The organism is Mesorhizobium sp. LEGMi-168a, assembly GCF_058312955.1.
In genome coordinates, this window is record NZ_JBZEGV010000028.1 from 69,496 (window position 1) to 82,213 (window position 12,718).

General features: G+C 64.5%; 11 protein-coding genes. 2 read left to right on the top strand and 9 right to left on the bottom strand.

Annotated features, from left to right (window positions below; translation table 11 throughout):
• Nucleotides 1-12 precede the first annotated feature (12 nt).
• From AC4FWB_RS27555 to AC4FWB_RS27575, 5 genes are read right to left on the bottom strand one after another with little or no spacing between them, the layout of a single operon-like run.
• Nucleotides 13-840 (bottom strand): SDR family NAD(P)-dependent oxidoreductase, encoded by an 828-nt coding sequence (locus AC4FWB_RS27555; protein WP_491029386.1) that lies wholly within the window; start codon nucleotides 838-840, stop codon nucleotides 13-15.
• An 18-nt stretch (nucleotides 841-858) separates the two neighbouring features.
• Entirely contained in the window at nucleotides 859-1,629 is a 771-nt protein-coding gene (locus AC4FWB_RS27560; RefSeq protein WP_491029387.1) for a glucose 1-dehydrogenase, read from the bottom strand.
• 53 nt (nucleotides 1,630-1,682) lie between these two features.
• Nucleotides 1,683-2,201 carry an acetone carboxylase subunit gamma gene (locus tag AC4FWB_RS27565; RefSeq protein ID WP_491029388.1) on the bottom strand — a complete coding sequence of 173 codons (519 nt, stop codon included), beginning with the start codon at nucleotides 2,199-2,201 and terminating at the stop codon, nucleotides 1,683-1,685.
• 6 nt (nucleotides 2,202-2,207) lie between these two features.
• Nucleotides 2,208-4,403 (bottom strand): hydantoinase B/oxoprolinase family protein, encoded by a 2,196-nt coding sequence (locus AC4FWB_RS27570; RefSeq protein ID WP_491029389.1) that lies wholly within the window; start codon nucleotides 4,401-4,403, stop codon nucleotides 2,208-2,210.
• Between the two features lie 13 nt (nucleotides 4,404-4,416).
• Nucleotides 4,417-6,558, bottom strand: coding sequence for a hydantoinase/oxoprolinase family protein (locus AC4FWB_RS27575; protein ID WP_491029390.1), 2,142 nt, complete (start codon nucleotides 6,556-6,558; stop codon nucleotides 4,417-4,419).
• Nucleotides 6,559-6,668: 110 nt separating this feature from the next.
• On the opposite strand from AC4FWB_RS27575, the gene AC4FWB_RS27580 reads away from it, so the two are divergent.
• Nucleotides 6,669-7,448, top strand: a complete 780-nt coding sequence (locus AC4FWB_RS27580; RefSeq protein WP_491029391.1) for a helix-turn-helix transcriptional regulator — start codon at nucleotides 6,669-6,671, stop codon at nucleotides 7,446-7,448.
• Nucleotides 7,449-7,740: 292 nt separating this feature from the next.
• On the top strand, nucleotides 7,741-8,910 hold the full coding sequence (locus AC4FWB_RS27585; protein ID WP_491029392.1) for a glycosyltransferase family 4 protein: 1,170 nt from the start codon (nucleotides 7,741-7,743) through the stop codon (nucleotides 8,908-8,910).
• 27 nt (nucleotides 8,911-8,937) lie between these two features.
• On the opposite strand, the gene AC4FWB_RS27590 is transcribed toward AC4FWB_RS27585, so the two are convergent.
• The 4 genes from AC4FWB_RS27590 to AC4FWB_RS27605 form a co-directional block, all read right to left on the bottom strand.
• Nucleotides 8,938-9,519, bottom strand: coding sequence for a DUF1349 domain-containing protein (locus tag AC4FWB_RS27590; protein ID WP_491029393.1), 582 nt, complete (start codon nucleotides 9,517-9,519; stop codon nucleotides 8,938-8,940).
• A gap of 12 nt (nucleotides 9,520-9,531) precedes the next feature.
• Complete coding sequence (locus tag AC4FWB_RS27595) at nucleotides 9,532-10,971, bottom strand: aldehyde dehydrogenase family protein (RefSeq protein ID WP_491029394.1); 1,440 nt, start codon at nucleotides 10,969-10,971, stop codon at nucleotides 9,532-9,534.
• Nucleotides 10,972-11,170: 199 nt separating this feature from the next.
• The gene (locus AC4FWB_RS27600) at nucleotides 11,171-11,656 is read right to left on the bottom strand and encodes a hypothetical protein (protein ID WP_491029395.1); all 486 of its coding nucleotides are present in this window, start codon (nucleotides 11,654-11,656) and stop codon (nucleotides 11,171-11,173) included.
• Nucleotides 11,657-11,745: 89 nt separating this feature from the next.
• On the bottom strand, nucleotides 11,746-12,639 hold the full coding sequence (locus AC4FWB_RS27605) for a sugar phosphate isomerase/epimerase family protein (protein WP_491029396.1): 894 nt from the start codon (nucleotides 12,637-12,639) through the stop codon (nucleotides 11,746-11,748).
• Nucleotides 12,640-12,718: the final 79 nt, after the last annotated feature.

Genomic DNA, 12,718 nt, shown 5'->3' on the forward strand with positions numbered 1-12,718 from the left:
CCCGAGCGGACGCTACCACAAAGCACCACCGGTGATCTGGATATTTTCCATGGTGATCCCCTTGGCGAGATCGGAGCAGAGGAAGACCGCGAGCGCCGCGATCTCCTCCGGCTGCATCATGCGCCCCTGGGGGTTGCCTTTCCTGAATTCGTCCATCGCGTCCTCGACGCTGCGGCCCTTGCCCTCGCGCGCCACCACCTGCGCGACGTTGCGGCGCATCAGCTCGGTCTCGGCCCAGGTCGGGCTGATCATCACGCAGGTGACGCCATGCGGCGCGCCTTCGAGAGCCACGCAACGCGTCAGCCCGAGCAGGCCGGCCTTGGAGGCGCAATAGGCCGGATTGTCCTTCCAGCCGACGGACGCCGCAGTCGAGCCGATGTTGACGATGCGCCCCCAGCCGCGCTCGATCATGCCGGGGAGCACGGCGCGTATCGTGCGGAAGGCGCCGGTGAGGTTGGTGTCGACGATCTTGTCCCAGAGCTCGTCGGAATGACCGCATACCGGCTGCTCGGCGGTCGTGCCGGCGGCATTGACGAGGATGTCGGCGGGGCCGATGGCCGCCTCGGCCTGGGCCATGAAACGATCGGTGAGCGCGCTGTCGCGCACGTCGAGATGCGCGGCATGCACTTTGGCGCCATGCGCGGCAAGCGCCGAGCGAACACGCTCGATCTCGTCCGCGCCAGGATAGTAGGCGGCATCCGCCCTGCCCGCTTGCGGCGGCGCCACATAGGAGCCGACGGCGACATTGGCGCCGGCCTTCGCCAGCGCCGTTGCGATGGCAAAGCCCATGCCGGAGAAACCGCCGGTGACGATGGCGCTGCGGCCGGTAAGGTTGGTCATCGCATGCGGTCTCCGTGTTCACACAGCAAGATAGCCTCCGTCGACGATCATTTCGGAGCCGGTGACGAATTTGGATTCGTCGGAAGCGAGATAGAGGACCATCCAGGCGATGTCGCTGGGCTCGCCGAGGAAGCCTATCGGGTGCCGGGATAGGGCCTTGGCCTTTTCCTGGTCGAGCGTGCCCAAATCGCGCAGGTAATTCTCCGTCTGCGGCGTCCAGATATAGCCGGGATGGATGGAGTTGCAGCGGATGCCGTAGCGCTGTTCGGCGCAGTGCACGGCGACGGCCTTGGTCAAGGTGCGCACGCCGCCCTTGGAGGCGCAATAAGCGGCAAGCTCGGCCTCGCCGATGATGCCGTCGATGGAGGAGAGGTTGATGATCGAGCCGCCGCCGGATTTCTTCATCAGCTTGATGCCCTCCTGGCAGCCGAGGAAGACGCCGTCGAGATTGACCGCCATGGTGCGCCGCCATTCGGCTAAAGAGGTGTCCTCGATGTTCCTGGCAATCGCGATGCCGGCATTGTTGACCAGCACGTCGAGACGCCCGAAGCGCTGCTCGATCGCCGCCATCACAATTGGCCAGTCCTCGGGTTTCGACACATCATGGCGAAGGGCGAGCGCCTCGCCGCCCGCCTTGACGATCTCGGCCGCCGTGTTGCCGGCGAGGCCTTCGTCGATGTCGCCGACGACCAGCTTTGCGCCTTCCGATGCCAGAAGAAGCGACGACGCCCGCCCGAGGCCGAGCCCGGCCCCGGTGACAAAAGCGACCTTGCCTGCGACGCGGCCCATTCCTGCCATCAACCTCCCATTCTATTCAACGCAATTCCGGACGGAAAACGGTTTCACACTTTTCCTGGAATTGCTCTGGTCAGTGGCTCCAGCGGCTTGCCCAGCCAGTCGCGATAAAAGCCTTCGAGGTCCGGCTCGAAGTCGTGCACGATCGGATAGCCGGGGGCTGCCGCTTCCACCTCATGCAGCGTTCCGCATTCCGGGCAGATGAACTCGCGGATTTCCATCCACTCCGGATCCGGCAAGTCGCTGTTGGGATAGATCTCGCGCAAGGACTCCTCGCTGTGGCGCACGATGATCGCGGCCTTCAGCTTCCAGTTCTTGCGATAGTCGCCGAAGGAATGGCCGCATTCGCATTTCGTCACCCGCTCGTCGCCGCTCTGGCAGATGAAGAGGTGGTCGCCCACCGGCAATAGGATCGGATCGCTCCAGCCGACGCGGTCCTGCAGCACCGAGACATATTTGAAGAAGCGGTCGTCGTCCTTGTAGGCGCTCATGATGCGGCGCGTCTGCGGCCAGGGCAGCGTGCCGGCAACCAGATCGGCGATGACTTCCTTGCTGTATGACGTCATGGTCCCTTACTCCACACCGAAGGTCGATCTGGCGTCGACATCCCAGAAGGCCGAAAAATCCTTGGCGAAGCGCGGCGAGAGCTTGATGGCGCTGGCATACATCTTCTTCACCTCGGGCGCGAAATCGGCCGCCTTCACCCGCTCGCGCTCCTTGGCCACCCATTCCGAGACCGGCTTGGCCCGCGCCAGGCGCTTTGCCCGCATCTCGGCGCGATGTCGTTTCGTGGCTTCTAGATTGGCGACCGGAAAGCCGTCCTCGTCCTCGTCGAGCACGATGCCGAAGACGCCTTCGGCCGCTTCCCTGGTGAGAAAACCGTTCTCGACGTCCCAAGCCGTCTTAACCGGGTCGCGCTCCAGCACGTCACCAAAACCGCCGCCGCCATTGTAGGAGTGGGTGAAGACATCGCCCGTCTTGTGCGGCGCGGTGATGTAGGGCCCTTCCAGCGTCACATGCTCGCCTTCCAGGCGGACCTCGAGTTCCGAACGATACGGATTGGTGCCGGTGTGGTGGGCTAGCGGCGCGCGGTTTTCGGCGAGCTCGAAGATGTTCGAGTCGCGCACCGCGCGATGCTTCTGGCAGGTCGGCGCCGGATAGCCGCCGCACAGGCCGCCATTGTCGAAGACGCGCGACGAGTGCTCGGAGGTGACCAGCCGCAAATGATCGGTCTTACTGACCAGCCAGGTCGACAGGAAGGAACAGCCGCCGCGATATTTGCCGGCGCCGCCCGAATTGGGAACGATCGACCTGCCGATATAGAGCATCGGCATGTTCTGTTCCCAGATTTCGATGTTGCCCATGTCGGATTCCGGATTCCAGCCGACATAGGCGGTGTCGAGCCCGTCCTTGATGGCCAAAGCGCCGGAGCCGGCGGCGGCGCATTCGAAATGCGCCATGCCGAAAGGCGTGCCGTACTGGCTTTCGCCGCCCATCTCGATCATCGGGCTGTTGACCTGACCAACAAAGGCTTCCTCGACGAAACCGCGCGCGATGAAGGAGCGTGAGAGCAGCCGCTGGAAGACGCCATAGGCCGGCAGCAGCAGAGCCCAGGAGGTCGCGGTCGCCACCATCTCGTTGTCGGGGTTGGTCCAGGTGCCGGCGGGCAGCTTCAGCTCGGTCGCCATCCAGGCGCCGTCATTGACCAGGCCCTCGAAGTTCATGTGCTGGGTCAGCGTCACGAACATGCCGCCATCCATGCCGGCCGGCGTGCAGTTCATCGAATGGTAACCCCAGGGCTGCGTGCCCTCGAAGTCCATGATGATCTTGCCGTCGCTGGTGATCTCCATCTCGATCGGGATGTTGTAGAGCCAGTCGGGATCGCCGAGCGGCTGGTAGCCGGGCTTGCCGGCGGTGACATGGCCGTAGAAAGTATGGCCGCGATAGATGCCGGGCACGGTCAGCTGGCGCGTGCGCGCAAGCTGGGCGCGGCGGCCTTCCTCGATGAATTCCTTCGACACCTGCATCCAGTAGTCGAGGCCGATCTCATCGATCAGCGCCTTGACGCTTTCGCGCATGTCGATGCAGGAGGCGACCTTGGCCTTCTCGTCCAGAACCCAGTAGATCGGCATGCGAAGATTGCGCTCGCAGCGGATGACATAGTCGCGCCGGAGTTCATCATTCTCGCCGACCTTCTCGGCGCAGACGAACAGCCCCTCGGTGAAGCGCTCCTGCGCGAGTGCCACGTCGCCGCCCGGCGTGATGCCGCCGGCCTCCAACTCGTGGCAGACGGCGCCGGCCCAGCCGACCAGCCTGCCCGAGTGGAAGATCGGCATGACGTCCATGACGTCCGGCACCTGCACGGTGCCGATGAAGGCGTCGTTGTTGGCAAAAATGTCGCCGTCGCGGATCTGCGGGTTCTCCTCGTAGCCGTTGCGGATCATCCATTTGATGAACCGGCTCATGGTGTGCACATGCACCATGATGCCGTTGGAGAGCGCGATGGCGTCGCCTTCCGGCGTGTAGATGGCGACGACCATCTCGCCGACCTCGCGCACGCCGGGCGAGGCCGAGATGCGGCGGGCCATTTCCCGCGCCGAGACGCAATAGGCGCGCAGCTTGGTGTGCAATGTCTCGAACTTCAGCGGGTCCTGGTTGCGCAGATGGAGCTCGGTGATGCCGTCATAGCAACCGGTCTCTTCCATCAGCCGTTCGGATTCGATGAGCCACTCGCGGATGCGGAGCGCAGAGGCGGGTTTGTCCAGCATAGCGTTCGCCTTCTCAAGCATGGGAGTAGTGGAGCAGCGTCCATTCGTCGACGAAGACGCGGTCCTGCGGATGGACGACAAGCGTCGTCGCGGGGTGTTCGATGATGGCCGGGCCGGCCACCTCATGGCCGGGCTGCAGAAGGTCCATCTCGTAGAGATTGGCCTTGTGCCAGCGGCCGCCGATATAGGCCTCGCGCACACCCTTATGGGCGGATACCGGATCGGACTTGCCGAGCGGCCGCCTGACCAACGTTGGCTTCACCTTGTCCGCCGTGGCGATGAGCCCCAGCTCGGTGATCGAGAAGCCGGCTTCGCCATAGCGCGAGACGCGGTGATTGACCTTGGCATAGACTGCCTCGAACTCGGCGATGACCTTGCGCATGTCCTCGGCCGAGTGAACCGCCGACAGCGGCGCCATCACCTCGACGTCCTCGAGCTGGCCGGTGTAGCGCATCATCAGGAACGGCACGGTCCTGATCTTGTCCAGCGCATGGCCGTCCGCGACCATTTCATCGACCGCGGCCCTGGTCAGATCGTTCCAGACGGCGGTGACCTTGGCGCCGAAATCCTGCAGCTCATCATCGCCCGCGCGGGCGCCGATATCGAGCTGCGTCGACACCGAGTGCCGGCGCATGAAGTCGGCGGTGGTGCAGCCGAAGGCCGAGAAGGCGGCGGCGAACTGGAAGGTGATGATGTCCTTGAAGCCGATGCCCCTGGAACAGCCGGCGAGATGCAGCGGCCCCGAGCCGCCATAAGAGAGCAGCGTGAATTCCGACGGATGGATTCCTTGTCCGGAGATGACGCGGCGCAACGCGTTGTTCGCGTCGGCCTCCAGCATGTCGATCATGCCTTCGGCGGCCTCCTCGACGCCGACTCCGAGCACGCGGGCGCATTTCTCCTCGAAGGCTTTACGCGCCTTGTCGACCTGCAGCACGACCTTGCCGCCGAGGAAGTAATGCGGGTTCAGGCGGCCGAGGATGGCGTCGCAATCGGCGATGGTCGGCTCCGTGCCGCCCTTGGCGAAGCAGATCGGGCCGGGGTCGGAGCCGGCGCTTTCCGGCCCGAGCGAAACCTTCCTGGTCAGCGGATCGACCTTGAGGATCATACCGGCGCCGGCGCCGATCGTGTCGAGATGCAGCGTCGGAACGTTGAGCTTGAAGCGGTCCATCAGCGGCTCGTTCTCGATCCGCGTCTGGCCGCGCGTGATGACGCCCATGTCGAAGGACGTGCCGCCCATATCCGAGCAGATCAGCGAGTCGTTGCCGATCAGCTTGCCGACATAGGCCGCGCCGAGAATGCCACCGATCGGCCCGGAGATCATCGTCTCGTGCAGGCGCGGATGGTTGATCGAGGTGAGGCCGCCAAAGGAGAGCAGCGTCTGCACGCCGTATTTGAAGCCGTATTTCTTCGAGACGTCCTCGATGCCCTTGAGCTGCCTGCGGCCGCGCGAGGTGGCGTAGGCCTCGATCAGCACCGAGTTCAGCCGCGACTGCTCGCGGATGACCGGGCGCACCTCGTGGCTCGAGTAGACGAGCATGTCCGCGCCGGCGGCCGCGATCTCCTCGCGGCAGATTTCGGCGATGCGCTTTTCATGCGCAGGATTGACATGCGAGAAGACGGTCATGATGCAGATCGCCTCGACCTTGTCGGCGATCAGCTTCTTCGCGGCGGCATGCACCTCGTGCTCGTAGAGCGGCAGGATGACGTCGCCGAACTGGTCGATGCGCTCTGTCACGCCATGGGTGCGGCGGCGCGGCACCAGCGGATCGGGATGATGGTGGGTGACCGCATGCAGGCGGTCGGCGTAGGAATAGTCCGCCCAGGCCTGCAGGCCGCGACCCATCAGGATCATGTCCTCGAGGCCCTTGGTGGTGATCAGCCCGAGCTTGCGGCCGGTGCGCGACAGCAGCGTGTTCAGCATGCCGGTGCCGGAATAGAGCACCACATTGACGCCCGAGAACAGGTCCTGCAGCGAGATGCCCCAGGCGTCAGCCGCGTCCTCGGCGGAAGCGAGAAAACCTTCGGCCTCGTTCTTCGGCGTCGTCGCCGACTTGCCGATCTTGAAGTGGCCGTCCTGATCGACAAGGATCGTGTCGGTCATGGTGCCGCCGGCGTCGATGCCGATGACGATGGGATTGGTGGTGATCTGGTCCACGGGTCGCTTTCCCTTGCCGAGAGTGACCACAGGCTAGATTCGACGAGCCGGAGCGCGCCATATGCCTAAAGGCACAATGACGCGCAGGCTGGGTTCGCCGAGAAGAGGGCATGCGCATGGGCAATATCTGGGCGCCGCTGGCCAAGGCGATCGCCGCCACCGGCACCGACAAGCATGTCGACTGCCTGATCGACCTGATCGGCGCCGACATCGCGCACGATCTGGTGACGGTGACGCGCTATTCGGCGACCAAGACGCCTGAATTCGTCAAGCATCGGCGCTTCTCGGACGAGATGGTGCGGCGCTATCTCGACAACTACTACGTCTTCGATCCCTTCTATGCCTCGTGGCGGCGCGAACGCCGGCTCGGCATCATGCCGCTCAAGGGACTTGCCGACGAGGAGGCCAAGCGCGGCCAGTACATAGCCGGCTTCCTGGCGCAGTCGGAGATCTGCGACGAGGTCGGCATCATGCTGGCCGATGGCGGCGACTGGTGCCTGGGCATTTTCCTCGATCGCTCGAAAATATCGTTCAGGGACAGCGAGATCGCGCTGCTCACCGAGCGGCTGCCGGTGTTCGAAGCGCTGCATGCGTTGGACATAAAGGCGCGCGGCAGCGATTTTTCGCGCACCTCGGCGCCAAGCGGCCCCGGCGCCTCGCCGCAGCAGAAGCCGAGCATCCCCGCGAGTCTCTGGCCGGAGCTTTCATCGCGCGAGCGCGAGCTGGTGCAGCTTATCCTCGCCGGGCACCCGACCGCCAATATCGCCGGGCGGCTCGGCATCACCGTCGGCACGGTGAAGAACCACCGCCGCCGCATCTATGAAAAGCTCGACATCACCACCGAGCGTGAGCTGTTCCTGCAGTTCTTCCAGCACCGGATGGACGTCTAGAGCGTTTCACCGTTTCACGGAAACGGCGAACCGCTCTATCTCTTTGTTTTGACGCAATTCCGGACGGAAAACCGTTTCACACTTTTCCTGGAATTGCTCTAGGGTCCCGGCACCATCAGGGGAACCGCGGCCTGCAGCTGTCCAACGCTTGCTATGGCGGCCGGCTGGTAACCGGCAGCGAGACTGGCATCACGGCTTGACAGCCTGGCCGGAGGAGGTCACAGGGAATGCGGGTCTCAAGAGCACCGGTTCCAACGATACCGCCGGGCCATATGAGTGGGGTTGGACGGGTTTGCGACGAACACTGATTGTCTGCCACGACCCGCCCTTTCCGCCGGCATCCGGCGCCGATCTCAGGAATTTCGGCAATGCCATGGCCGCCGCCGCGTTCGGCCCGGTCTGCCTGGCCTCGCTTGCGCCGCGCATCGGCGAAGCCCAACCAGCCGGCATGGACATCCGCGTGGCTCAGCTAACCAATCCGTCCGAGCGGCGGGCGCCTTCGCTTGGCTGGCGCAGGATGAAGGGCGAGAGCCGGATAGCGCTTCCGGCCCTGGCGCGCCTCAAGGCGCTGGTTCAGGACTTCCAACCGGACACGATCATCGTCGAAGGCATTGCGCTGTTCAAACTTCTCGCTCCCTTGCGGCCGATGGCCCGGCAACTCATTCTCGACATGCATAATGTCGAATCCGACCTCGCCGATCAGTTGCCGCGCAAGAGGTGGCGGCTGTTTTCGTCCGGCGTCAGGCCACTTGAAAGAAGGGCGGCTGCCATCGTCGACCGGATCTGGATCTGCTCGCAGCTGGACCGCGAGCGGCTGGAGGCATTTGTCCGGCCCGCAATACCCGTCGACCTTGTGCCAAACGGTATCCCGCGCGCCGATCTGATGCCACGGACGCTGCCGCCACAGCCGGCCATCTCCGATGCCTTTCCACTCATCCTCTATGTTGGCCATCTGGGCTATGCGCCGAACATCGACGCCGCCGAGCGATTGGCCCTCGCCGTCCTGCCGCGCGTCCGGCAGGCGTTGCCGACCGCGAAGCTCGTTCTCGCCGGCCGTTCGCCCCGGCCGCCCGTTCGTGCCCTGGCACGGCTGGACGGGGTCAGCCTGGTCGAAGACCCGGACGACACCAGGCCGCTGTTGTCCGCCGCCCATCTGACCATCGTCCCGCTCGCCATGGGCGGCGGTACGCGCATCAAGATACTCGAAGCGATGGCCTGGGGCGTTCCGGTCATCGCAACGCCATTGGCGGTGGAAGGCCTCGGCCTGATCGACAGCGAAGAGGTGCTGTTGTCCGAGAGCAACGAAGATCTTGCCCGCCTGACGGTCGAGCTGTGCCTGGACCGCGCCCGCATGGCTAGCCTGCGGGCCCGAGCCTATGATGGTGCGTGGTCCCGGTTCGGGCCGGAGGCAATCCGCGATGCGGTTCGCCACGGGCTGGGACTGGACGGCACCGGCCGATGACGCCAACCTTGGCCGGCTCCAAGCCGCTCAGCCGTGCAAGTCCCTGGAAATCGGCGGACCGATCACAAAGTCGGAGAAGGTGACCTCGAAGCCTTCGCGCTGCGGCGAGCAGCACATCATGCCGACATCGACGCTCCGCGAGGTCGGGAAATAGGCCAGCCGCACCGGGTTCCAATGGCTGTCCGACGCATCGAGATATTGCACCCGGATCGCCTCGGCGTGACGGGTCAGGCGTATCCGGACGCCGTTCGGGTCCGCGGGAATGGCGACCAGCGACCAGTCGGAACTGTCGTTGGTGACGACGACGGAAAAGTAGGCAAGCCCGTCCGTGTATTCGATCCCGGCCTTGATCCAGTGCGTTTCGCTGAGCCGCAGCATCAGCCCGGCCTGATCGTAGAGCGCCTTGTAGTCGCCCTTGATCGTAACCTCGGCGCTGAAGTCGCCCGCGACCGGCCGGTAGAGAAAATGGCCATTGTCGCGCTGGAAGCCGTAGAAGGTCTCACGCCAGAAATCGGTCTCCTTGCCGGTGCGGACATGGAGCGTCCCGTCGCCGAACACATGGTGCGGCGGCGGGTTGAGCCAGGTCATTCCGGCAAGGTCCGACATCATCGACCCAGCCCGTTAGCCGGCAAACGTATAGGCCGTCTTCACGGTGGTGTAGAACTCCATGGCGTAGCGGCCCTGCTCGCGCGGGCCATAGCTCGAGCCCTTGCGGCCGCCGAACGGAACGTGGAAGTCGACGCCCGCCGTCGGCAGGTTGACCATCACCATGCCGGCTTCGGAATTGCGCTTGAAATGCGTCGCGTGCTTCAGGCTCGTCGTGCAGATGCCGGAGGTCAAGCCGAACGGGGTGTCGTTGGCCACAGCCAGCGCCTCGTCATAGTCCTTGACGCGGATGACGTTGGCGACCGGCCCAAAAATCTCCTCGCGCGAGATGCGCATGGCGTTGGTGGCGCCGAGGAACAGCGCCGGCCTGAGATAAAAGCCCGGGTTCTCACGCTCCAGCCGTTCGCCGCCGTAAGCGAGCTCGGCGCCTTCCTGGCGGCCGATCGCGATATAGTCCTCGTCCTGCTTGAGCTGGGTCTGGTCGACGACCGGACCGATCTGGGTCTTGGCGTCCAGCGCGTCGCCGATGACCAGCTTGTCCAGGCGATCCTTCACCGCATCGACGAAGCGGTCATGGATGCCTTCGGTGACGATCAGGCGCGAGGACGCGGTGCAGCGCTGTCCGGTCGAGAAATAGGCGCCGTTGATCGCGCAGTCGACGGCGACCGCCAGGTCGGCATCGTCGAGCACGACGAGCGGGTTCTTGCCGCCCATCTCGAGCTGGAACTTGCGCATATGCTCGACACTTGCGGCGGCGACGCGTTTTCCGGTGCCGACCGAGCCGGTGAAGGAAATGGCGTTGACGTCCGGGCTGTCGAGCATGGCCTGGCCGACCACCGAGCCCTTGCCCATGACGAGGTTGAGCACGCCTTTGGGCAGGCCGGCGCGTTGCAGGATGTCGACGATGGTCCAGGCGCTTTCGGGAACCAGCTCCGCCGGCTTGAAGACGATTGTGTTGCCATAGGCGAGCGCCGGGGCGATCTTCCAGGCGGGAATGGCGATCGGGAAATTCCACGGCGTGATGATGCCGACGACGCCGACGCCTTCGCGTGTCATCTCGACGCCGACGCCCGGCCGCACACTCGGCACCAGCTCGCCCGACAGGCGCAGCGTCTCGCCGGCGAAGAAGTCGAAGAGCTGCGCCGCCCGGATGGTTTCGCCGACGCCTTCGGCCAGCGTCTTGCCTTCCTCGCGGGCCAGCGAGCGGCCGATCTCGTCCTTGCGCGCCATGATCTCGTCGGCGGTCTTCTTCAGCACGGCATGGCGGGCCAGCGGCCCGGAGCGCGACCAGGCGGGGAAGGCCGCCTTGGCGGCCGCGATGGCCTGTTTTGCTTCCTCCGGCCCGGCCGAGGCGTATTCGCCGACGACATCATTGGTGTTCGACGGATTGATGTTGCGCGAGCCGGCCTCGCCCAGCCACTCGCCGTCGATCAGGTTCTTGCGGAGCACGGTCATCTTTTTTCCTTCGAGATTGGCTTATTTCTTCGAGATAGCAGGGGCGGCAACGCGCCGCTCATTTGTCAGACAAATGATATACGCATTGTCCGCCGAAAGGTCTACCCGAGCGCTTTCGATAAAGGTAGGCGCGCGACGGTGGAAGTCCATCAGGCTTGTCCGCGACGACCTGTCACGACATGGAATCGGCGCGAGGCCCTCAGACGGAGAACGACCAGAACAGGCAGGCGAGCGTTACCGCGGCGAAGATGACGAAGAACAGGCTTCTGAGCAGGACGTTGCGACGAAGCTCGTTCATGGTGAGATGCGCCGCCACGATCGCCGCGACGAAGAGAAAGCGCCAGTTGAAAAGCGCCCAGAGCGCTCCACTTTGGCCGAAAGCCCATCTGGCCAGAAGCGAGCCAACGATGGTGGCGAACAACACAATCGCGGCCCAGAAGATCGCGTCGGCGGCGTGGGTGAGCACGATGCCGGCGGCGCGGATGGGCAGGATCATCATCAGCAGCGCGCTGAAGAAATAGATGGCGGCAATGGCGAGGAAGGAGCCCGCGTCGGCGATGCCGTCGAGGCGCTTCATGCCGAAGGCGCCGTAAGGGTAACCATGCCTGGCCACCGCCAGCGAAAGCGCCATCAGCAAGGCACTCAACACCGTGACCAACGCGAAAGTGCCGAGAGCCTTGCTCATGCCGTTTCCTGTCGAAGCGAATCAACTGGAGTCTAGCAGAGCATGGCCCTCAAAAGCCGCAATTCACCTCTCGAGATTCTCGAAGGCCCTCAGAGCCTCTGCGATGCCGAAACGAGCTCGGCCTTGCGGCGCGCCGTTTCCAGGCCGACGCCAATGAAGCGGCGCGCGTGGCGGGCAAGCTCCATGTTGTCGGTCCACAGGTTGCGCCAGATCGCCGTCTTCCTCGACAGGTTCTCGTCGACGATTTCCGATGAGAAGGACTCGAAGCTGAGATCGTCGCTATAGCCGATGGCCGTCAGCGCATCGAAGATCGCGGCGAAGTCGATGCTGCCGGTGCCGAGGAAGCCGCGATGGCTCTCGCCGATGTGGACATAACCGATCTTCTTGGCGGCATGGCGGATGGCCAGCCCGACATCGGCCTCCTCGATGTTCATATGGAAGGTGTCGAGGTGCAGGAAGATGTTGTCGGAGCCGGTATCCTCGATGAAGGCAAGTCCTTGCGCTGCGGTGTTGAGCAGGTTGCTTTCGAAGCGGTTGACGATTTCGAGGTTGAGCGTGACGCCGGCTGCCTTGGCGGTTTCCGCGACCCTGGCAAGTGTCGCGGCGCTGCGGTTCCACTGGTCGCGCGTCGGCGCCTCGGTCTGCAATCCGTGGCCGGTCGAGAGGATGCCGCCGACCTTTTGGCCGCCGAGATCGCGCGTGAGCGCGATGGTGCGGTTGAGAATATCGACGCCGCGCGCGGCGACCGCCTTGTCGGCGCTGGAGATGTCGCCGTCGGCCGGCAGGCCGATGCTGATGGCGACGCCCAGGCCGAGATCGGCGATGCTCCTGGCCAGCCTGCCGATATCGACATTGGCCGGATCGAGGTAGGAGAACTCGATCAGGTCGAAGCCGGCTTCTTTCGTGTTGGCCAGCGTGCGTTCGAGGTCCGCCTGCGCCGAGCTCGCCGACCAGACGAAAGAGTGGATTCCAATGCGCGACATGATCGTCTCCGTCCGATGGGATACGGCGCGGGGGGGGCGCCCCCGGCCCCGCCCGGGTGGTGGGGGTGAGCGGGTGACT

What these genes read in the sequence shown, in the direction of transcription:
- AC4FWB_RS27555 (WP_491029386.1), bottom strand. Translation starts at nt 840, where the DNA reads ATGACCAACCTTACCGGCCGCAGCGCCATCGTCACCGGCGGTTTCTCC.
- AC4FWB_RS27560 (WP_491029387.1), bottom strand. Translation starts at nt 1,629, where the DNA reads ATGGGCCGCGTCGCAGGCAAGGTCGCTTTTGTCACCGGGGCCGGGCTC.
- AC4FWB_RS27565 (WP_491029388.1), bottom strand. Translation starts at nt 2,201, where the DNA reads ATGACGTCATACAGCAAGGAAGTCATCGCCGATCTGGTTGCCGGCACG.
- AC4FWB_RS27570 (WP_491029389.1), bottom strand. Translation starts at nt 4,403, where the DNA reads ATGCTGGACAAACCCGCCTCTGCGCTCCGCATCCGCGAGTGGCTCATC.
- AC4FWB_RS27580 (WP_491029391.1), top strand. Translation starts at nt 6,669, where the DNA reads ATGCGCATGGGCAATATCTGGGCGCCGCTGGCCAAGGCGATCGCCGCC.
- AC4FWB_RS27590 (WP_491029393.1), bottom strand. Translation starts at nt 9,519, where the DNA reads ATGATGTCGGACCTTGCCGGAATGACCTGGCTCAACCCGCCGCCGCAC.
- AC4FWB_RS27595 (WP_491029394.1), bottom strand. Translation starts at nt 10,971, where the DNA reads ATGACCGTGCTCCGCAAGAACCTGATCGACGGCGAGTGGCTGGGCGAG.
- AC4FWB_RS27600 (WP_491029395.1), bottom strand. Translation starts at nt 11,656, where the DNA reads ATGAGCAAGGCTCTCGGCACTTTCGCGTTGGTCACGGTGTTGAGTGCC.
- AC4FWB_RS27605 (WP_491029396.1), bottom strand. Translation starts at nt 12,639, where the DNA reads ATGTCGCGCATTGGAATCCACTCTTTCGTCTGGTCGGCGAGCTCGGCG.